We start from the raw sequence: 20,865 nt of genomic DNA, 5'->3' as shown, positions 1-20,865 counted from the left end.
GTTGCGCTCCCCGTGGGCGGTAACCTGCGCGGGTGTCGCCCCGACGCGCCCAATTCCGCAGTGGTCGATCTTCTCGGCCTGGTGGCCCTCGGTGAACTGCTCGCCTTCGAACGAATGGCGGCGACGCGCATCTTGCGCCGGATCTGCCGCGTCGGGCCGCGTTGGGCGAAATGGCCGCCGAGGTCGGGAACTACCGGCGTCCCGCGGACCGCCTCACTGCGCTGGGCGTACGACCCGACGACGCGATGGCACCGTACGTGGAACCGCGGCAGGCGTACCACGAATTGACCGTGCCGCACGACTGGGCCGAAGCGGTCACGAAGGCGTAATTGATCCGGCGGCTGACCGACTCGCACACCGCGCGGATGGCCGCCGCCGGACTCAACAACTGACCGTCAGCGGACGGTGAAACCCACTGCTCGGGGAGACGCCTCGGCGATCTCCACGTAGGCGACCTTGCTGACCGGCACGATGATCCGCCGGCCCTTCTCGTCGGTCAGGGACAGAGTGCCCTCGCCCCTGGCGACGGCGTCGGTCACGATCCGCTCGATCTCGGCCGGCGACTGCGCGCTCTCCAGGACCAGCTCGCGCGGCGCGTACTGCACGCCGATCTTGACCTCCACTGTGCCTCCTCCGTCGGGCGAAATGGCCGCCCTGCGAAGGCTATCCGATCACAAGGCGGTAGTTCAGGCTGACTCACCTTGCAACGGGAAGCTGGCGATGCCCCGCCAGGAGAGCGCGGCCACCAGTGCCTCGGCCTCGGCCTTGGGCACCTGGCGGCCCCCGGCCAGCCAGAACTGCGCCGCCGTCTCGGCGGCACCGACCAGGCCGGAGGCGAGCAGTTCGGCGTGGGCGCGGCTGACCCCGGTGTCGGAGATGATGGTGTCGGTGATCGCCGCGATGCAGCCCTGCTCGACCCGTTCGACCCGCTGCCGTACGGCCGGGTCGTTGCGTAGGTCGGATTCGAAGACCAGCCGGAAGGCTTCGCTCTCGTGGTCGACGAAGTCGAAGTAGGCCCGCACCGACGCGCCGACCCGCTCCTTGTTGTCGGTGGTGCTGGCCATCGCGTCATGCACCTTGGCGACGATGGCGTCACAGTGCGTGTCGAGCAGGGCCAGGTACAGCTCCATCTTTCCCGGGAAGTGCTGGTACAGCACCGGCTTGGAGACTCCCGCCCGCTCGGCGATGTCGTCCATCGCAGCGGCGTGGTAGCCCTGCGCGACGAACACCTCCTGAGCTGCGGCGAGCAGCTGCTTGCGGCGCGCCGAACGAGGTAGGCGCGTGGGTCGGCCGGCGGTCTGGGCGCCGTTCCCCACAGCGGTCATGGGAACCTCCGAGAATGTTGTACGGGCCGGCATATCCCCCAAACCGGCCGGGGCCTGGGTGGCCCCTTGCGGAATTGGCCCGCCGCTGTAACTTATCGCCACTGTCGCCACACGGTAGCCTCAGCGGGGGCGACCAAGGAGCGCGCGGTGAGTGAAGCAGGACAGCCCGGTGCCGCCACCCCGGGAGAACACGGCGACGGTATGGGTCAGCGGGATGACCTGGTCCGTTCCGGCAACGGGTGGGCTCCACCGACCGGTGACTGGTCCTGGAACGCGGAGGCCTCCCAGGAGACCGGGGAACGTTGGCGGGTGATTCCGCCGCCGACCGGGTGGTCCACCGCGTCGTCACGCTATGCCGACCTTCCCGCCCCCGCAGGCGAGCCGACGCAGCCGCAGCACTCGGAGCGGGTCAACGGTCAGCAGGTCAACGGTGTGCACCACGGTTCAGATGATCCTTCGGCCGACTGGCACGCTCCAGTGAGCGCCCCGCCCGGGTCACGTGATTCCGGACACGATCCCGCTCACGAACGCCTCGTCCTGCCGGCACCGCGTCCCGTACCGGCCAGTGAGCGCCCCGTGCCGCCGGCCGGCAGCCTGCCGACTTCGGCGCCGCCGACCAGCGGCCTGCCGACCTCCGCGCCGCCGGCTGGAGTCGTGCCTGCTTCCGCGCCGCCGATAAGCGGCGTGCCGATCTCTGCGCCGCCGACCGGCGGCCTGCCGACTTCTGCGCCGCCAGCCGCACAGGTGCCGCCGGTCGGTACCGCCGCGTCGGGCTTCGAGATGCCGCCCGGTCTGCACGCGCCGACCGCCGAGCGCGGTGCGGACGAACCGAGCCGTCCCTCGCGCGGCTGGGACGAGCACCTCGGGTCCGCGTCGAGTGCCGATCCGCAGTGGGCGTCCGCCGACCCCGTCGCCCCGGGCACCACCGACCAGTCACCAAGCGAAACCGGCGGGTCCTGGCCGACGGAGCCGTCACCGGCCGAGGCCGCGCAGCCCGACTGGGCGCGCCGAGGTCCGGCCAGCGACTGGGCGCCGGCCTGGGCGCGCGGCGAGGGCGACCCGTCCGGTCGACGTTCGCGTGAGGCATCCGGCCCGACCTGGGCCCACGAGCCGAATCGGCCGTACGAGCCGGTGCGCGCCGACCAGACCCGCCCCTACGAGGCAGTACGCGTGGAGCAGCCCCGACCGTACGAGGTGGCCGGGTTCGCTTCCGGTCAACGGCCGGGAGAGGTGGCCGGGTTCGCTTCCGGTCAGCGGCCGGAAGCGGGCGCGCAGCAGTCTCCGCCCGATCGACCTGAACAGGGCCCCGCCTGGGCCGAGCAGAGCCAGCCCAGCTGGGCCGAGCAGGGCCCGCCAGGTTGGGCCGAGCAGGGTGGGTCGGACCGGCCGGATACGGCGCTGGCGCCGACCAGCACCCCACCGGCACTGGGACGACCGACGTGGGCTCCCCGTCCGGTCAGCGCTGCGCCGGCCGACGAGGGTCTGCCCTGGGGTTCCCGGGTCGCCCCACCGCCGACGGATGAGCGGCTGCCCTGGGCCCTCGGCCCGGCCAGCGCCCCGCCGGCCGGTGCGTCGCCCTCCTGGGAGGGCGCACCCGAGCCCCACTCGGCCGCCTCCGCCCCGGAACCCAGACCCGCCCCGGAACCCAGACCCGCCGGGGAACCGTGGCCCGCTGCGGAGTCCTGGCCCGCCGCAGAACCTTGGCCGCCCGCCCCCGAGCCCTGGCCGGTGGCCGACGCCCGGACGCCCGCTGATCCCCGGCCACCCGCCGATGCCAGGCCACCCGCCGATGTCACCTCGGCCGCGGACGTCAGGTCGCCCGCCGACGTCAGGTCGGCCACCGATGGTAGGCCGCCCGTCGACGGAAGGCGGCCCGTCGATGTCAGACCGTCCGCCGATGCCAGGCGGCTCGCCGACGTCGGGCCGTCCGCCGAGCCCAGGCAGGCCACGGAGCCCAGACCGACTGGAGAGACCAGGCCGGTCGACGCCAGGCACGCCTCTGATCCCGATGCTGGCTCGGATGCGCAGCGGGCGAGCGACCTGTCCGCCCATCGACCGTTCCGGCTCGGTCCGGTGTCCAGTGAGCGGACGCCGAATCGTCCGGCACCCGTCGACCCGACGATGGCAGCGGGCGCGGCCGATTCGCTGGCCAGTGCTGGCGCGGGCGGGATCGGACGCCACGAGCAGACGCGTGCCGCGAGCGGTGTGCCGACCGCGGCGCCCTACGCGGCACGTCGGTCCGCGCCTGAACCCGTACCGCCGGCGGAACCGGGCAACGGCCGGTCGCCGGACCGCACCTCGGCGGTGTTGCCGCAGCGCGTCCCCGCCGAGCCGGATGTGCCCGTCGTGCCGGAGCCGCCTGCTGTGGAGCCGCCTGCCGAAACGCCGGAACTCGCCCGGATCGCCACCCACCTGCGTCGCGACGACGAGCCAGCACCGCTGCGTGAGCGGCCGGAGGGGTTCGACGTCGACGCAATCATCGATGCTGTCCGGGGGGTCGACGGCGTACGCGGTGCGTTGTTGCGCCGTACGCCGGCGGGTGCCCACAGCCTGCGCCTCGACCTCGCCGACGGTGCCGACCCGGCCGAGGTGAGTCGGCAGGTCGCCCGTCTGCTCCAGGAGCGGATGGGGCTGGCTGCCGCGCCGCAGGGCGTGCCGGGGGTGCCGGCTGCGCCGGTGCGGCGTCGTTCCGCCGACAACCGGGGTGGTGACGGCGAGGGCCGGTCGACCGGCGAGCCTCGGCGTCCGACCAACCGGCCGGCGGGTGCCCGTGCGGAGACCGTGGCGGCCCGGACCGAACCGGCGACGGAGCAGTTCCGGCGTCGCCGTCCGGCACCCGCACCGCAACGTGGCCGGGCCACCGTGGAGGAGACCGGCCCGACGGGGAGCCCGGCGACGCTCGGTTCGTCGTACTCCGGGGGGCAACTGACCACCACCGAGTCTGCGCCGTCACGGCCGTTGGACACCGGCGGCCGACCCGGCCCCCGGGTCGTGCTCGACCACGTGCAGGTGAGCACCTTCGGGCTCGACGCCACCGTCGAGGTCCGGTTGATCGCCGGGGAACAGAGCGCCGCCGGGTACGCCACCGGCCCCGCCGTGGACGGTTACGTGCTGCGGCTCTGCGCAGTCGCCGCCGCGGCGTCGATCGACGAGTTGCTGCGTGGTGCCGGCGGCACCGCCGAGCGGGGACGGTGCTTCGTCGAGCACGCCGCCGTGGTGCCGTTCGGCAACTGTGAGGTGGCCACCGTCGTGGTGCTGCTGGTCTGTGACGGGTGGGTCGAGCAGCTCGCCGGTTCGGCACTGGTCGCCGGTGACCCCCGGCAGGCCGTGGTACGCGCCACACTGGCTGCGGTCAATCGTCGGCTGGAGGCCCTGCTGGCATGAGCGGTACGCGGGCAGACTAGAACGGTGAAGCCCGCCATCCTCTCGCCCGACCGGCTGCTGCCCGCCCACTCGGTTCCGCCACCCTGGCCCGGCCGGCAGGTACGGCTCGACGGCACCGTCACCTACGTGCGCGACACCCCGGCCACCCGGCCGGACGCGGAACCGGCGTTGTACGTGCACGGGCTGGGTGGCTCCTCGCAGAACTGGACCGACCTGGCCGGCCTGCTCGCCGACCGACTCGACGGCCAGGCGATCGACCTGCCCGGCTTCGGTCGCAGCGAGCCGGGCCGGCGGTACACCGTGCCGGTCTTCGCGCAGCGGGTGATCCGCTGGATCGAGCACTCCGACCGAGGGCCGGTGCACCTGTTCGGCAACTCGCTGGGTGGGGCGATCTCGGTGCGGGTGGCCGCGCTGCGACCGGATCTGGTCCGGACATTGACCCTGGTCTCGCCCGCCCTGCCGTTCCTCGACTTCCGCCGGTCGTTGCAGGGCCGGATGCTCCCCGTGCTGGCCGTCCCCCGGGGCGAGCGGCTGGTCGCCTGGCGGCTGGGCCAGATGGCGCCGGAGGTGATGGCGCGGCAGGTGATGGAGGCGTGCGTGGCCGACCTCAGCCGGATCAGTGATCAGCGCCGGCTGGAGGCGCTGGAGGAGATCCGGGTGCGCTATCAGGCGGAGCACCATGCGGCGGCCTACGTGCGTACGTTCCGTGGGTTGGTCTACAGCTTCCTGCGGTCGTACCTGCCGGGGTCGGACTCGTTGTGGCGGCTGGCCCGGTCGGTACAGGCGCCGACCCTTGTCGTCGGTGGCCGCCGGGACCGGTTGGTCGACGTCCGGGTGGCGCCGCAGACCGCGCGGATGATCCCGGACAGTCGACTGTTGATGCTCGACGGTGTCGGCCATGTGGCACAGCTGGAGGTGCCGCGCCTGGTGGCGCGGGCAGTGGTCGGGCTGCTCACCGAGACGGGGGACGCGAGGAGCCGGGCCGACCTGGCAGGATGACCGGGATGGTCATCCCTCGTAGCCACCGTCGGCAGCCGGGCCGACACGCCCGTCGCGCGAGTCGGTCGGGGCAGGGTGCCGGCCATCGACCCAAGCTCGCTGCCCGGCTGTCCGTGCTGGTGGCGGTCAGCGCCGGGGTGATGCTGGTGGCCGGGGGTACGGGTTGGCTGCCGGGTGCGGCCGATGCCGACGAGGTGCAGGCGGTCCCGCCGCCGGTGGCAGCGGTCGTACCGCCCGCGGAACCGCAGTTGTCCGGGCCGTCGTCGTCCGCGCCGCCGGTGGTCACGCCGTCGCCCACGGCACCGGTGTTGCAGCAGCCCGGCCGGGTGCCGTCGGGCGGGCGGGGCCGCTTCGACCACGACGAGCGGACCGGTCCGGTGCTGGGCAAGGCCGGTGGGCTTCAGCGGTACCGGGTGGCGGTGGAGGCCGGCGCGGGCGTCGACCCGGCCGAGTTCGGGCTGGCGGTGCAGGTGGCGCTGACCGGGCCGGGCAGTTGGGTCGACAGTGGGCGGCTGCGGCTGCGCCAGGTGGAGACGTCGTCCCGGTACGACTTCACCGTCTACCTGGCCACGGCGGCGACGGCGGGCCGGATGTGCGCGGCCGGCGGGGTCGACATCCGGGTCGGCGGGCGGCCCTACACCTCCTGCCGGGCACCCGGAAAGGTGATCATCAACCTGGAGCGGTGGCGGCGGTCCGTGCCGCACTTCGTCGAGGCGAAGGTGCCGCTGTCGGTCTACCGCACGTACGTGATCAACCACGAGGTCGGGCACCAGTTGGGCAACCGGCACGAGCGCTGCCCGGGCGCGGGCAAGCCCGCGCCGGTGATGATGCAGCAGACCCTCTTCCTCAAGGGGTGTGTCGCCAATCCCTGGCCGTACCTCGACGGCCGGCGTTACGCCGGGCCGCCGCTGTGACCGGGCGGCGGAGCTGACAGCTGTCGATTATGCGGGGTTAAGCCCGATATGGGTGCGACGATGAGGTCATGCCCTCTTCACCCCTTGATGGGCGTCCGGCGGGCTCGCCTCGACCGTCGGACCGCTTGCCCGTTCGGCCTCGTGACCTCGCCCTGCCCCTCGGCCTGATGCTGCTCGCGGTCGCCGTCACGGTGGGGCTGGCGCAGGCCGGTGACCGGGCGGCGCGGGATTCGGAGGGCCGCGGTCGAGCCGTGCAGGGTGTGCTGGAGCAGGACCCGCCGCCGAGCGCGTACCCGGCTGCCGGTGCCGGACAGTTCCTGGTGGCCGGCGAAGACTCACCGGTGCACGGGGTGGACGGGCCGGTCGCCCGCTACCGGGTGGCCGTCGAGCAGGAGACCGGGCAGGATCCGGCCGGATTCGCGGCCGACGTCGACGCGGTGCTCTCCGACCCGCGCAGCTGGATCGGGTCGGGTGATCTGCGGGTGCAGCGGGTCGCCGAACTCGACCGGGCCGACTTCACCGTCTACCTGGCCACCCCGGTGACCTCGGAGGTGATGTGCGCCGAGGGTGGCCTGAGCACCGAGGGCTATACCTCGTGCCGGCTGCCCGGCAAGGTGATCATCAACCTGGCGCGCTGGCTGGAGGCGGTGCCGGACTACGGGGCGCCGCTGGAGGTCTACCAGGCCTACGTGATCAACCACGAGGTCGGGCACGAGTTCGGTCAGTGGCACGAGCAGTGCCCGGGCCCGGGTCACCCGGCGCCGGTCATGCAACAGCAGACGTACGGTCTGGTGGGGTGCCTGGCCAACGCCTGGCCCTACCTCGACGGCCAGCGGTACGCCGGCGACCTGGTCCCGTGACCCGCCCGACGGTTCGTTATTCCCGCTCCCGTATGCCGGGCGACGTGTCCCCGCTCATGGCCGACGGCCATGTCGGCGAGCAACAATGGCCCGGTTGCCCACCATCGATTCCGGGGAGTTCACCGTGTCGTTGCCCCCGCTCGTCGAACCCGCCGCCGAGCTGACCGTTGACGAGATCCGCCGCTACTCCCGTCACCTGATCATCCCCGACGTCGGGGTGACCGGCCAGAAGCGGCTGAAGAACGCCCGGGTGCTCTGTGTCGGCGCAGGTGGCCTCGGTTCCCCCGCCCTGATGTACCTCGCCGCCGCCGGGGTCGGCACCCTCGGCATCATCGACTTCGACACCGTCGACGAGTCGAACCTCCAGCGGCAGATCATCCACGGCGTCTCCGACATCGGCCGCTCCAAGGCCGAGTCGGCCGCGGCGAGCATCCGCGAGATCAACCCGCTGGTCAACGTGGAGATCCACAACACTGCGCTGGACCGGGACAACGTCCGCGAGATCTTCGCCCAGTACGACCTGATCGTCGACGGTACGGACAACTTCGCCACCCGCTACATGGTCAACGACGCGGCGGTGCTGCTCGGCAAGCCGTACGTCTGGGGGTCGATCTACCGGTTCGACGGCCAGGCGTCGGTGTTCTGGGCCGAGCACGGTCCCTGCTACCGCTGCCTCTACCCGGAGCCCCCGCCGCCCGGCATGGTGCCCTCCTGCGCCGAGGGCGGCGTGCTCGGTGTGCTCTGCGCCTCGATCGGCTCGATCCAGGTCAACGAGGCGATCAAGCTGCTCGCCGGTGTCGGTGAGCCGCTGGTCGGCCGGCTGATGGTCTACGACGCCCTGGAGATGAGCTACCGTAAGATCAAGGTCCGCAAGGACCCGAACTGCGTGCTCTGCGGCGAGAATGCGACCCTGACCGACCTGATGGAGGACTACGAGGACTTCTGCGGCGCGGTGTCGGTCGAGGCCCAGGAGGCGGTGGTCGACTCCACCATCACCGCCGCCGAGCTCAAGGAGTGGCAGGACGCCGGCAAGGACATCTTCCTGGTCGACGTGCGGGAGCCGGCCGAGTACGAGATCGTCCGCATCCCCGGCGCCACGCTCATCCCCAAGGGCGAGATCCTCTCCGGTGAGGCGCTGGCCAAGCTGCCGCAGGACAAGCAGGTCGTGCTGCACTGCAAGTCCGGCGTCCGCTCCGCCGAGGCGCTGGCCGCGCTGAAGGCGGCCGGCTTCCGCGACGCCGTACACGTGCAGGGCGGCGTGCTCTCCTGGATCAAGCAGATCGACCCCTCCCTCCCGGCTTACTGAGGTGTAAGGAAGGGCCCCTTCTTAACGCCTCCGGTAGAGGAGGGGCCCCTTCTTAACATCAGCCGCAACGCCCTGCTCACACCTGCCGTCGGGTCGGTGTCGGCTGCCCGATTCACCGAGGCGAGATCAGGTACGCGCCGGTAGCCTGACCGCCGTGGTCGACATCGACGCCGCGATCGGATTCGTGGTGGCACACGGAGATGCGGTGGAACGTGCCCGCCTCTCCTGGTTGCGCACAGGCGCGCCGCCACCCCCCGAGACGCTCGACAGCGCCGAGGTCGGGCAGACCCTCGGCGGCGGCTGGCCGGCCTCCTGGGGTGACGAGGTCGCCTCGGTCGATGCCACCTGCTTCCGCCTCGCCGAACTGGACGACCTCGGCGCGCTGAGCCGTCCGGCCGCCCGCCGAGCCCTGGACTGGCTGGCCGCCGCCCAGCGGCGGGACGGCTGCTGGGAGGAGGACGAGGCGCTCGCCGACGTCGCCCCCGAGTGGGCCCGACCAGGTGATCCCGAGGCACGGCTCTACCTCACCGCCAACGCGGCCTTCTGGCTCACCGTGGCCGGGCTGGACGCCCGCGCCGCCGGGCCGCTGGACCACCGGGTCGGCGGGGCGTACGCCGGCGTGGTGCACGCCGCCGGCCAGGCGCTCGCCGCGCACCTCAACCCCGACGGCAGTTGGCCGTCGTTCCTGGCCACTGGCTGGCTCACCGCCGCAGTACTGCACCGCCAGCAACTGTTCTACGAGTCCGCGCGGATCAAGGCGGTGCTCGCCGAGCGCCTCCCGCAGTCCACGCCCGCCGACGCCGCCTGGCTCGCCTCGACGCTACGCCGCGTCGGCGTCGACGAGCAGGAGTGGACCATGGTCGCGGCCCGCCGCCGACTGACCGAGACCCAACGCTCCGACGGCGGCTGGACCAGCGACGACGGCCACCAGTTCGACGTACACACCACCCTCGCCGTAATCCGCGCCTTCCGCTGACCCCACCCCTCACCCTCGTCGTCCCCGCCCACCCTCGCGTGATCCCCACCGCCTCCGCGCACCCCGCCCACGCCCGTCGATCTTGCAGTTTCTGTCGCGACAAAAGCCCTAAAAGGGGGCGAAATGGCGACCAAAAGTGCAAGATCGCGGGGGCCGGGGGCCGGGGGCCGGGGCCGCGAGGGGGTGGGTTAGCGGAGGTGGCCGGTGCCGGTTACTACGTACTTGGTGCTGGTCAGTTCGGGGAGGCCCATGGGGCCGCGGGCGTGCAGCTTCTGGGTGGAGATGCCGATCTCGGCGCCGAAACCGAATTCGCCGCCGTCGGTGAACCTGGTCGAGGCGTTCACCATGACTGCGGCCGAGTCGACGCGGGCCACGAACTCCCGGGCGGCGGACTGCGAGTCGGTGACGATGGCCTCGGTGTGGCCGCTGCCGTACCGGCGGATGTGCGCAACCGCCGCGTCGAGGGAGTCGACGACGGTGACCGAGATGTCGGCGCTGAGGTATTCGGTGGCGAAGTCTTCGTCGGTGGCGGGGACCACCGCGTCGGAGAACCGGGCCACCTCGGCGGTGCCGTGTACGGTCACGCCGGCCTCGGCGAAGGCGGCCAGCATCGGCGGCAGGAAGTCGTCGGCGACGGCCGCGTGCACCAGCAGCGACTCGGCGGTGTTGCAGGTGGACAGCCGCTGCGTCTTGGCGTTCAGAGTGATCGACACGGCCATCGGCAGGTCGGCGGCGGCGTCGACGTAGACGTGGCAGTTGCCCACCCCGGTCTCGATCACCGGCACGGTGGACTCCTCGACCACGGTCCGGATCAGCGACGCCCCGCCGCGCGGGATCAGCACGTCCACCAGGCCCCGGGCGCGCATCAGTTCCTTGACCGAGTCGCGGGTGCTGGAGTCGAGCAGTTGCACCGCGTCCGCGGGCAGGCCGGCACTGACGATCGCGTCGCGCAGCACCGCCACCAGCGCGGCGTTGGAGTGGGCAGCCGACGAGGAGCCGCGCAGCAGCGCCGCGTTACCGGACTTCAGGCAGATGCCGGCAGCATCCACGGTGACGTTCGGCCGCCCCTCGTAGACGATGCCGACCACGCCGAACGGCACCCGGATCTGCCGCAGCTCCAGCCCGTTGGGCAGGGTCGAGCCGCGTACCACCTCACCCACCGGGTCGGGCAGCGCGGCCATCTGGCGCAGCGCGTCGGCGATGCCGGCCATCCGGCCCTCGTCGAGGGCGAGCCGGTCCAGCACGGCCGCGCTCAGTCCGGCTTCGCGTCCGGCCGCCAGGTCCGCGGCGTTCGCGGCCAGGATCTCCGGGGTACGTGCCACCAGCGCGTCGGCCATCGCGTTCAGCGCGGCGTCCTTGGCGGTACGCGTCGTTACCGCCAGCGTCTCCGCTGCGGTCCGTGCCCGACGTGCCTGCTCGCTCACGCTCATCCCATGCTCCTCACAGTGTTAGGAAGGGGCCCTTGTAATACGCCAGGCGTTAATAAGGGGCCCTTCCTTACCAGCATCTACAGCAGTACGAGGTCGTCGCGGTGGACGACCTCACGTTCGTACGCCGGGCCGAGCGCCGCAGCAAGGTCGGAGGTGGAGCGTCCGAGCAGGCCGGGCAGCTCGACCGCGTCGTAGTTGACGAGTCCTCGGGCGACCGGGGCGCCGGCGGTGTCGACGAGGTCGACGGGATCCCCGGCGGTGAACGCCCCGTCCACGGCGGTGATCCCGGCCGGCAGCAGCGACTTGCGTCGGCCGACGACGGCGGCGACCGCACCCGGGTCGAGGTGCAGCCGGCCCCGGGGCGAGGTCGCGTGGGCGAGCCAGAACAGCCGGGCCGCCGGCCGTTTGGAGCTGGGGTGGAAGAAGGTGCCGACCGGTTCACCGGCCAGCGCCGCAACGGCCTGCGTGGCGGAGGTGAGCACCACCGGGATGCCGAATCCGGTGGCGATCCGGGCCGCCTCGACCTTGGTCACCATGCCGCCGGTGCCGACGCCGGAGCGGCCGGTGCCGCCGATGTCGACGCCGGCCAGGTCCGACTCGTCGCGTACCTCGGCGATGCGGCGTGCGCCGGGGCGCGACGGGTTGCCGGTCCAGAGGGCGTCGACGTCGGAGAGCAGCACCAGCAGGTCGGCGTCGACGAGCGCGGCCACCAGAGCGGCCAGCCGGTCGTTGTCGCCGAATCGGATCTCTTCGGTGGCGACCGTGTCGTTCTCGTTGACGATCGGTACGGCCCGCAGGTCGAGCAGCTTGCGCAGGGTGCGGTACGCGTTGCGGTAGTGCGCCCGTCGGGTCACGTCGTCGACGGTCAGCAGCACCTGGCCGACGGTGCGACCGTGCCGCGCGAACGCGGCGGCGTACCGGCCGATCAGCAGGCCCTGGCCGACGCTCGCGGCGGCCTGCTGGGTGGCCAGGTCGCGCGGACGCCGGGCCAACCCGAGCGGCGCGAGACCGGCGGCGATCGCGCCGGAGGAGACGAGCACCACCTCGCGGCCGTCGGCGGTACGCGTGTCGAGCGCGTCGACAAGCGCGTCGAGACGCTCGTCGTCCAACCCGCCGGTGGCGGTGGTCAACGAGGAGGAACCGATCTTGACGACGACCCGTCGGGCCGTGGTGACTGCGTCGCGCACCCGCCTATTCTGCGCTGTCGTCGGTGAGCCACCCGTCGGCGTTCCCATACTCTGGCTGGTCGTGACACCAGACGAGTACGTCGAGGCGGTGCTGGAACTGGTCGACCGGATCCCGCCCGGTCGGGTGATGTCGTACGGGGCGGTCGCCGACGCGCTCGCCGAGCGCTCGGGTCGGGCGTCCGCCCGGCTGGTCGGCTCGATCATGGCGCGGCACGGTGCTGCCGTCGGATGGCACCGGGTGGTCAACGCCAGCGGTGCGATGCCGGCCCGGATCGCTGCCGAGGCGCGGGCGCGCTGGCTGGCTGAGGGTACGCCGCTGCGCCAGGACCGGGTGGACATGAGAGCCGCCGGTTGGCGGCCCGGTGAGGGGGTGTGACGAGAGCCATGACGTGAGTAACATTCGGCGCCATGACCGCACCGCCGAGTGGATCCGGCGCACCGGCCCTGCCCCGCAAGGTGCACGCCGGCTATGCGCTCGGCTCGCTGGCCACCGGGGCGTTCGGCACCGTGCCGGGGCTGTTGCTGCTGCCGTACCTGACCGACACGCTCGGCGTGGCCGCGGGCGTCGCGGCGTTGCTGGTGCTCCTGCCGAAGGCGTGGGACGTGCTGGTCAACCCGGTCGCCGGGCGGATCTCCGATCGGACCCGCTCCCGCTGGGGTGCCCGGCGGCCGTACCTGCTCGTCGGTGGGCTGGCGCTGGCCGTACTCTTCGGGTCGATCTTCGCGGCGCCGTTCGGTGCCGGGTCGGCGGCCGGGGCGTACGTCGCCGTCGCCTTCCTGGCCACGGCGACCGCGTTCGCCTTCTTCCAGGTGCCGTACGTGGCCATGCCGGCCGAGTTGACGAGCGACTACGCCGAACGTACCCGGATGATGACCTGGCGGATCGCGGTGCTGGCGCTTGCCATCCTGGTCTCCGGTGCGGTGGCCCCGCTGGTCCGTGACGCGGCCGGCGGTGGCCTGTCCGGACACCGCTGGATGGGGCTCTTCGTCGCCGCGCTGATCGCGCTCGGTGCGGTCGGCGCGTTCCTGGGCACCCGGTCCGCGCCCCAGCAGGTGGTCACCGAGAGTGAGCCCAGCCTGCGGGCCCAACTCGCGGTGGCCGGCCGCAACCGGCCGTTCCGGGCGCTGCTGCTCTGCTTCGTGGTGCAGTCCGCCGGGGTGGCGACGATCCTCGCCGGGGTGCAGTACTTCGCCGACCAGATCCTGCGCGACCCGAAGACCGGCCCGACCCTGCTGTTCCTCTGTTTCGTCGGGCCCGCGCTTGTGGTGATGCCACTGTGGTCGCGGGTGGGTGCCCGGCTGGGCAAGCTCGCCGGGCTGGTGATCGCGTCGCTGATCCTGGCCGGCGGTGGGCTGGCGCTGGTCGCCGCACCGCTGCTGCCCGCCGCCGTGATCTACCTGCTGGTCGCGTTGATCGGGGTCGGGTACGCCGGGCAGCAGGTGTTCGCGTTGGCCATGCTCCCGGACTGCATCGCGTACGACACCGCCCGCACCGGCCGCCGTCAGGCCGGCGTCTTCACCGGCCTGTGGACCGCGGGGGAGACCTTCGGCCTGGCACTGGGCCCCGGCATCTACGGCCTGGTGCTCGCCCTGACCGGCTACGTCTCCTCCACCACCGGCACCGCCGCCGCCCAGTCCGACACCGCCCGCCTCGGCGTCCTCCTGGGCTTCACCATCCTCCCCGCCCTCCTCATCGCCCTGGCCACCCTCCTCCTCCGTCCCTACAACCTCACCGAAGCCCTCCTCACCACCCTCCCCACCCCCACCCCTTTGTCCGCCGATCATGGAGTTGTGGTCGGGACAAAAGCCGCTAACCACCATGAAGAGGGGACGACAAGTCCATGATCGACGAGAGTATGGGGGCGCTGCCCGCGCGCGGTGTGGCGGCGGAGCGGGTGTTGGGGGAGGTACGGGAGCTGCGGGGGCTGGATCGGCCTACGCACGGGGGGCGGTTGTTCGCCTATGTGTACGACCCGGGGGTGGCGGGGCTGGATGAGTTGGCTGCCGCCGCTTACGCCGAGAGTGCACATGTCAACGGGCTCGATCCGACTGCTTTTCCGTCGCTGTTGGCGATGGAGAACGCGCTGGTGGGGGCGGCGGCCCGGGTGCTCGGCGGTGGGCCGGGCACGAGTGCGCCGGAGGTGGTCGGCAGCGTGACCAGCGGTGGTACCGAGTCACTGATCCTCGCCGTGAAGACGGCCCGGGACGCCCGGCCGGAGATCGACGCGCCCCGGATCGTGGTGCCGGCGAGCGCGCACGCGGCGTTCGCCAAGGCGGCGCACTACCTGCGGGTGGAGATCGATTCGGTGCCGATCGACCCGGAGACGCTCCGGCCGGCGGTCGCCGACGTGGCCGCCGCGATCGGTCCCGAGACGGTCCTGGTGGTCTGCTCCGCCCCGTCGTACGCGCACGGTGTCATCGACCCGGTCGCGCAGATCGCCGAGGTGGCCGCCGCAGCCGGGGTGCGCTGCCACGTCGACGCCTGCTTCGGCGGCTGGACCCTGCCGTACCTGCGCCGCCTCGGCGAGCCGGTGCCCGAGTTCGACTTCGCCGTACCCGGCGTCACCTCGATCTCGGTGGACCTGCACAAGTACGCGTACGCCCCGAAGGGCGTCTCGGTGCTGCTGCATCGCGATCCGGCGCTGCGGGCACCGCAGTACTTCGCGTACGCCGACTGGCCCGGCTACACGATGATCAACCCGGTGATCTCCTCGACCCGTTCGGGTGGGCCGATCGCCGCCGCGTACGCCACCCTGCGACACCTCGGCGACGACGGCTACCTGGAGCTGACCCGACGGACCCGCGACGCCGTACGGGTGCTGGCCGACGCCGTACGCGGGGTCGACGGGTTGCGGCTGATCACCGAACCGGAGTCGACTGTCGTCTGCTTCACCAGCACCGACTCCGGGCCCGACCTGTTCGTCCTGGTCGACGAGTTGGCGGCCCGGGGCTGGCACACCCAACCCCAGCTCACGTACGCCGGACTGCCGCGCAGCGTGCACCTGACGGTGACCGCGGCGGTGGCCCCCCGCGCGGCGGAGTTCGCCGCCGACCTGGCCGAGGCGGTCGCCGCGGCCGCAGTCGCCGGGCCGGTCACCCTGCCACCGGAACTACTCGCGCTGGCCGGTGCGCTCTCCCCGGAGGCGCTCACCGGTGACCTGGTCGCGGGCCTGGCAGCCGGGCTGGGCCTCGGCGTGGTCGGCGGGCCGGACTCCGGCGCAGGCGGTGGGCTGCCGGAGCGGATGGCGCCGGTGAACACTCTGCTCGACGCCGCGCCACCGGCGCTGCGCGAGCGGCTGCTCGTCGAGTTCGTCAGCCTGCTGCAACGCCCGTCCTACTGACCGGCCGGTGTTAGGAAGGGGCCCCTGTACAACGCCAGGCGTTAACAGGGTGCCCTTCCTTACCGAAAGGGCTGTGGTTGACTGTCGGGGAAACGGAAGGGGGCGGTCGTGCAGCTGCCGGCGGTGCTCGGCGAGCCGATCCGGTTCGTGCTCAACTGGGGTCGGCGCTACTCGCTCTGGGTCTTCAACTTCGGGCTGGCCTGTTGCGCCATCGAGTTCATCGCGACGAGCATGTCCCGGCACGACTTCATGCGTCTCGGCGTCATCCCGTTCGCGCATGGCCCCCGTCAGGCCGACCTGATGGTGGTCTCCGGCACCGTCACCGACAAGATGGCCCCGGCGATCAAGCGGCTCTACGACCAGATGCCCGAGCCCAAGTACGTCATCTCCTTCGGCGCCTGCTCCAACTGCGGCGGCCCCTACTGGGACTCGTACTCGGTGACCAAGGGTGTCGACCAGCTCATCCCGGTCGACGTCTACGTGCCGGGCTGCCCGCCCCGGCCCGAGGCGCTGCTGCACGGCATCCTCCGGCTCCAGGAGAAGATCGCCGCCGAGCAGTCCGGCATCGGCGGGGTGTCGCGCCCCGACCCGCTCGCCCCGCCCACCGACACCGCGCCCGGCGACCTTTCGCCCGGCGGCGGCGTGATGCCGCGCTCCACCGCCTCGCTGACCGCCCCGCCGGTCCGCCCGCCGAACGCCTGATCCGCCGTCGAGGTGGCGGCCGGGAGCTAGCGTACGGATCATGACCGACCTCGCGGAGAAACGTTCCGCCTTCATCGTCGAGGTGCTGGCCCAGGAGTTCGGCGCGCTGATGGCGCTCGACCCGGCCGCCTTCCGCCGTAAATTCCGCAAAATGGCTGCCTCCCCGTTCGCCTTCTACCGGGGCAGCGCCAGCCTCTTCTACGCCGACCAGCGTGGCGACTTCGCCGACGACCGCTTCCTCGACGACCAGACCAGTCGAGTGTGGATCCACGGTGACCTGCACGCGGAGAACTTCGGCACGTACATGAACGGCTCCGGCCAGCTCGTGTTCAACGTCAACGACTTCGACGAGGCGTACGTCGGACCGTTCACCTGGGACCTGCGACGCTTCGTCGCCAGCGTGGCGCTGATCGGCTACACCAAGGCGCTCTCCGACCGGGTGATCAGCGAGCTGGTGGCAGGCTTCGCCGAGAGCTACCTGACCGAGCTGCGGGCCATCGCCGAGGGCGGTGACGACGCCATCGGGTCGATCACCCTGGACAACGCCGACGGTGTGCTGCGCCGGGTGCTCCAGCAGGCCCGGCTCAACACCCGGGTCGACCTGCTGCGGGAACAGACCACCATCGACGCGTACGAGCGGCGGTTCTCCCTGCGCGACGGGGTGTACGAGGTCGACGGCGACGTACGGGCCAAGGTCTGTGCGGCGTTCGAGGCGTACCTGGACACCCTGCCGGCGGCGACCGCGCAGAATCGGCCCCTGGCGGCGCAGATCAAGGACGTGGTGCTGCGCAAGGGCGTGGGCATCGGTTCGGCCGGGCTGCCCTCGTACAACCTCCTGTTGGAGGGGCACACGCAGGCGCTGGAGAACGACGTCATCATCTACATGAAGCAGGCCCAGGTGCCGGCGGTCGCCCGGCACGTCGACGACGAGGGGGTCCGCGGCTACTTCCGGCACCAGGGCCACCGCACCGCCGAGTCGCAGCGGGCCCTGCAGGCGCACGCCGACCCGTGGGTGGGCTTCACCGAGCTGGACGGGGTGGGGCAGCTCGTGGCCGAGGTCTCCCCGTACGCCGCCGACCTGGACTGGGCCGACGTCAACGAGCCCGAGGAACTGGCCGGGGTGCTGGCCGACCTGGGTCGGGCGGTCGCCCGGATGCACTCGGTCGCCGACGACGAGTCCAGCCACGACCTGGTCGACTACTCGACCGAGGAGGCGATCGTCGCGGTGGTGGCCGCCGACCCGGCCGGCTTCGTCGCGCACCTGGTCGACTTCGCCCACGCGTACGGGGTCCGGGCTCGCCAGGATCACCAGCTCTTCGTCGACCTGTTCCGCAACGGTCGGCTGCCCGGCATCTGACGCAGGTGTCCTCCCCCGGTCGGCGGGTCAGGCGGTGAAGTCGAGGACCACCTTGATGTCCTGCGGGCCGGGGGAGTACGCGGCGGCGTACTCGGACAGCGGCACCCGCCGGGTGATCAGCGAGGCCAGCCACGACCGGTCGGCGCGGGACAGCGCCTTGGCGGCCTCGTCCCAGTGCCGCCGGTTGGCGTTGACCGAGCCGAACACCACGTTGTTCTCCAGGACCAGGGTGCGGTTGAGCGAACCGGCGTCGAGGTCGACGGTCCGGCCGCCGCTGGAGACCCCGGCCAGGCAGACGATCCCGGTGGGCGCGACCTTGTACATCGCTTCGAGGACGACCGCCGGTGCGCCGGTGCACTCGACGATGACGTCCGGTTCGAAGTCGAGCTTGTCGATCGAGCCCGCGTGGTAGGTGGCGCCGAGCGCACCCGCCAACGCCGGCTTCGGCCCGTCGGTGGCCAGGTCGAGCACGTGTACGGAGAGGCCGCGCTGACTGGCCAGCAGGGCGGCCAGCAGGCCGATCGGGCCGGCCCCGGTGATCAACGCCGTACGTGGCTGCCACTCCGCCCGCTGCCCGATGCGGAAGATGTGGTCCCACGCCTTGACCACCACGCTCGTCGGTTCGAGCAGCACGCCCACCTCGCCCAAGGCGGGGTCCAGCCCGACAGCGAACCGGGGCTGGACCCGCCAGCGTTGCCGGGCGAAGCCGGGCAACGCCTTGATGCCGTGCTCGGTGAACATGTCGTTGCGGCACATGTCCCACTCGTCGACCGCGCAGTTCGGGCAGGGCACCGGGTCGGGATGCCTGACGATCCCGGCCACCAGGTCGCCGGCTTGCAGGGTGCCGGTCGGGTCCTCGATCACCCGGCCCAGCGACTCGTGTCCGAGCACCAGATGATCCGTGCCGGGTGGGGCCTCACCGTACTTGCCCTCGATGATTTCGAGGTCGGTGCCGCAGACCCCCACTGCGACCGCCTCCACCAGGATCGACCCCTCCTCCGTGGTCGGCTCCGGGTAGTCGTCGAGCAACCGCAGCGAGCCGGGTACCCCTGGAATGACAGTCACAGCGCGCACGCCCCCATCCTGGTCGGCAGCCGCCGCACCCCGCCGGAAAAGCCGGGATTGCCACCCGGCCGCGTGCCCTGCCTTGTCGTCCACGTCGCACCGGGGTTTGGCGGTGGCGTCGCACCGCGGTTGGTGGTGGTGTCGCACCGGGGCAGCGCGGCACGCCGGGTGCGGCCATAGGATCAGCTGCATGACACCGGAAGAGGCCGGCCAGCGGCTCGTCGCGCTGCTTGCACCCGTCGAGGCCACCGCGATGGTCTCCGGAGGTCAGGCGCATGCGCGGGCCACCGTCGACGTACCTGCTTTCCGGTGGCGGGCGGCGCTGCTGGCCGCGCGCGACGACGCCGAGCTGGCCTGCGACTTCTTCGACTGGCTCTCCGCCGTCGACGAGTTGGCCGAAGGCTTCGACGTGGTGGCCCACCTCTGGTCGACCACGCACCGGCACGGCCTGCTGCTGCGGGCGCGGGTGCCCCGGGCGACACCGACGATCGACTCGGTGGTGTCGGTCTATCCCGGCGCGGCCTGGCACGAGCGGGAAACCCACGAGATGTTCGGCATCGACTTCGCCGGGCACGACGACCTGCGCCCGCTGCTGCTGCCACCGGAGTTCGAGGGCCATCCGCTGCGCAAGGAGTTCGTGCTCGCCTCCCGGGTCGCCAAGCCCTGGCCCGGCGCGAAGGAACCGGGCGAGTCCGAGGCGGGAGGTGGCCGTCGACCTATCCGGCCACCCGGCGTACCCGCCCCGGGGGAGTGGGGCACCACCCCGACCCCGGCCGGTGCCGGTGGTGCCGGAGAGGGACCGCGCGGCGGCACCCCGGCTCGACCCGTCCGGGAACGACCGGCCCGTCCGGCCCCGGGCGCACGCACCCCCCGTACCCCTCCCACCTCCGGTGCCCCGGCCTCCCCCGAGGCTGGCGCGACCCCCGCTCCGGCGGGCGACGGCCCGGCGACCCACGTCGAGGGCGGGCAACCAGACGAGGGGGGTACGCCCTGATGCCACTGTGGCTGGAACTGGTGATCCGGATCGGCGGCGTGCTCGTCGCCTTCCTCGTGCTGCCGCTGCTGGTCGGACAGGCCGAACACAAGGTGATGGCGCACATGCAGGGCCGGCTCGGCCCGATGTACGCGGGCGGGTTCCACGGCTGGGCGCAGCTCGTCGCGGACGGGGTGAAGTTCGTACAGAAGGAGGACGTCACCCCGCGTGCCGCGGACCGGCCGGTGTTCCGGCTGGCGCCGGCGGTGGCCCTGGTGCCGTACCTGCTGGCCCTGCTGGTCATCCCGCTCGGCCCGAACGATCTGGTGGGGCAGCCGCTCGACGTCGGTCTGTTCTTCGTGCTCGCGGTGGTCGGCGTGGGCGTGCTCGCCGTGCTGATGTCCGCATGGGCGTCGGCCAACAAGTACAGCCTGCTCGGCGGGGTACGCGGCGCCGCCCAACTGCTCGGCTACGAACTGCCGCTGGTGCTGGCCGCCGCCTCGGTGGCAATGGCAGCCGGGACGCTGAGCCTCTCCGGCATCGTCGAGGCCTGGCAGCCGTGGTGGCTGATCTGGCAGGCGCCCGCGATGGTGGTCTTCTTCCTTGCCGGGCTGGCCGAGATCCGCCGGCCGCCGTTCGACATGCCGGTGGCCGACTCGGAACTGGTCTTCGGCTACATGACCGAGTACACCGGCCTGCGCTTCGCATTCCTGCTGCTCGCCGAGTACGTCGGCATCGTGGTGATCGCCGCGCTGACCACCGTGCTGTTCCTCGGTGGCTGGCAGGGCCCGTTCGCCGACGCCCAGCTCGGCTGGCTCTGGACGCTACTCAAGATCGCCGCCGTCAGCTTCGTGATCATCTGGCTGCGGGTCTCCTATCCCCGCCTCCGCGAGGACCAACTCCAACGCCTCTGCTGGCTGATCCTCGTCCCCACCGCCCTGGCCCAACTGGTCCTCACCGCCGCCGTCCGCCTAGCCCTCTAAACCCACCACCCCCACCCCAGGGCGTCCCCGCACACCCCGCGAACTCTCACGCCCCGCCCCGCC

The 20,865-nt window shown here is 72.2% G+C and carries 18 protein-coding genes and 1 pseudogene; 14 read left to right on the top strand and 5 right to left on the bottom strand.

Features of this window, described 5'->3' with window-relative positions:
* Positions 1-170: 170 nt before the first annotated feature.
* A complete protein-coding gene (locus EG812_RS08605) occupies positions 171-329 on the top strand; it encodes a ferritin-like fold-containing protein (protein ID WP_013736009.1) in 159 nt (52 codons plus the stop codon).
* A 66-nt stretch (positions 330-395) separates the two neighbouring features.
* Here EG812_RS08605 and EG812_RS08600 read toward each other — a convergent pair whose 3' ends face one another.
* Both EG812_RS08600 and EG812_RS08595 read right to left on the bottom strand, forming a co-directional pair.
* Positions 396-623, bottom strand: coding sequence for a DUF3107 domain-containing protein (locus tag EG812_RS08600; RefSeq protein WP_013736008.1), 228 nt, complete (start codon positions 621-623; stop codon positions 396-398).
* Positions 624-686: 63 nt separating this feature from the next.
* Positions 687-1,325, bottom strand: coding sequence for a TetR/AcrR family transcriptional regulator (locus tag EG812_RS08595; RefSeq protein WP_013736007.1), 639 nt, complete (start codon positions 1,323-1,325; stop codon positions 687-689).
* 1,989 nt (positions 1,326-3,314) lie between these two features.
* Here EG812_RS08595 and EG812_RS08590 point away from each other — a divergent pair.
* From EG812_RS08590 to EG812_RS08565, 6 genes and pseudogenes are all read left to right on the top strand, one after another.
* Positions 3,315-4,709 (top strand): annotated as a pseudogene (locus tag EG812_RS08590) (hypothetical protein); the annotation flags it as partial.
* Positions 4,710-4,733: 24 nt separating this feature from the next.
* Positions 4,734-5,708 carry an alpha/beta fold hydrolase gene (locus EG812_RS08585; protein WP_126711279.1) on the top strand — a complete coding sequence of 325 codons (975 nt, stop codon included), beginning with the start codon at positions 4,734-4,736 and terminating at the stop codon, positions 5,706-5,708.
* Complete coding sequence (locus tag EG812_RS08580; protein WP_013736004.1) at positions 5,705-6,622, top strand: DUF3152 domain-containing protein; 918 nt, start codon at positions 5,705-5,707, stop codon at positions 6,620-6,622. Before EG812_RS08585 ends, EG812_RS08580 begins: the two co-directional genes overlap by 4 nt.
* Before the next feature lie 125 nt (positions 6,623-6,747).
* Entirely contained in the window at positions 6,748-7,482 is a 735-nt protein-coding gene (locus tag EG812_RS08575) for a DUF3152 domain-containing protein (protein WP_233579428.1), read from the top strand.
* A gap of 85 nt (positions 7,483-7,567) precedes the next feature.
* Complete coding sequence (moeZ, locus tag EG812_RS08570; RefSeq protein ID WP_193386276.1) at positions 7,568-8,788, top strand: adenylyltransferase/sulfurtransferase MoeZ; 1,221 nt, start codon at positions 7,568-7,570, stop codon at positions 8,786-8,788.
* A 154-nt stretch (positions 8,789-8,942) separates the two neighbouring features.
* Complete coding sequence (locus tag EG812_RS08565) at positions 8,943-9,764, top strand: prenyltransferase/squalene oxidase repeat-containing protein (protein WP_199743830.1); 822 nt, start codon at positions 8,943-8,945, stop codon at positions 9,762-9,764.
* A 188-nt stretch (positions 9,765-9,952) separates the two neighbouring features.
* Here EG812_RS08565 and EG812_RS08560 read toward each other — a convergent pair whose 3' ends face one another.
* Both EG812_RS08560 and proB read right to left on the bottom strand, forming a co-directional pair.
* The gene (locus EG812_RS08560; protein WP_126711276.1) at positions 9,953-11,194 is read right to left on the bottom strand and encodes a glutamate-5-semialdehyde dehydrogenase; all 1,242 of its coding nucleotides are present in this window, start codon (positions 11,192-11,194) and stop codon (positions 9,953-9,955) included.
* Positions 11,195-11,271: 77 nt separating this feature from the next.
* Entirely contained in the window at positions 11,272-12,381 is a 1,110-nt protein-coding gene (proB, locus tag EG812_RS08555) for a glutamate 5-kinase (protein WP_199743829.1), read from the bottom strand.
* A 61-nt stretch (positions 12,382-12,442) separates the two neighbouring features.
* On the opposite strand from proB, the gene EG812_RS08550 reads away from it, so the two are divergent.
* From EG812_RS08550 to EG812_RS08530, 5 genes are all read left to right on the top strand, one after another.
* Positions 12,443-12,757, top strand: a complete 315-nt coding sequence (locus tag EG812_RS08550) for an MGMT family protein (RefSeq protein WP_013735998.1) — start codon at positions 12,443-12,445, stop codon at positions 12,755-12,757.
* Between the two features lie 32 nt (positions 12,758-12,789).
* Positions 12,790-14,226 carry an MFS transporter gene (locus EG812_RS08545; RefSeq protein ID WP_126711274.1) on the top strand — a complete coding sequence of 479 codons (1,437 nt, stop codon included), beginning with the start codon at positions 12,790-12,792 and terminating at the stop codon, positions 14,224-14,226.
* Positions 14,223-15,722, top strand: a complete 1,500-nt coding sequence (locus EG812_RS08540) for a pyridoxal phosphate-dependent decarboxylase family protein (RefSeq protein WP_126711273.1) — start codon at positions 14,223-14,225, stop codon at positions 15,720-15,722. The genes EG812_RS08545 and EG812_RS08540 overlap by 4 nt, the downstream gene beginning before the upstream one ends.
* Positions 15,723-15,830: 108 nt before the next feature.
* Complete coding sequence (locus tag EG812_RS08535) at positions 15,831-16,424, top strand: NADH-quinone oxidoreductase subunit B (protein ID WP_126711272.1); 594 nt, start codon at positions 15,831-15,833, stop codon at positions 16,422-16,424.
* 40 nt (positions 16,425-16,464) lie between these two features.
* Positions 16,465-17,781 (top strand): DUF2252 domain-containing protein, encoded by a 1,317-nt coding sequence (locus EG812_RS08530; RefSeq protein ID WP_013735994.1) that lies wholly within the window; start codon positions 16,465-16,467, stop codon positions 17,779-17,781.
* 27 nt (positions 17,782-17,808) lie between these two features.
* Here EG812_RS08530 and EG812_RS08525 read toward each other — a convergent pair whose 3' ends face one another.
* Positions 17,809-18,855, bottom strand: coding sequence for a glucose 1-dehydrogenase (locus tag EG812_RS08525; RefSeq protein ID WP_043721978.1), 1,047 nt, complete (start codon positions 18,853-18,855; stop codon positions 17,809-17,811).
* 181 nt (positions 18,856-19,036) lie between these two features.
* Here EG812_RS08525 and EG812_RS08520 point away from each other — a divergent pair, with 181 nt between their 5' ends.
* Together EG812_RS08520 and EG812_RS08515 are read left to right on the top strand one after the other, a co-directional pair.
* Positions 19,037-19,840 (top strand): NADH-quinone oxidoreductase subunit C, encoded by an 804-nt coding sequence (locus EG812_RS08520; protein WP_126711271.1) that lies wholly within the window; start codon positions 19,037-19,039, stop codon positions 19,838-19,840.
* Positions 19,840-20,802, top strand: coding sequence for a complex I subunit 1/NuoH family protein (locus EG812_RS08515; RefSeq protein WP_013735991.1), 963 nt, complete (start codon positions 19,840-19,842; stop codon positions 20,800-20,802). The genes EG812_RS08520 and EG812_RS08515 overlap by 1 nt, the downstream gene beginning before the upstream one ends.
* Positions 20,803-20,865: the final 63 nt, after the last annotated feature.

The sequence above is a fragment of the Verrucosispora sp. FIM060022 genome (genome assembly GCF_003977705.1).
GTDB lineage: Bacteria > Actinomycetota > Actinomycetes > Mycobacteriales > Micromonosporaceae > Micromonospora > Micromonospora gifhornensis.
This window is presented reverse-complemented; position numbering and strand designations above follow the sequence as displayed.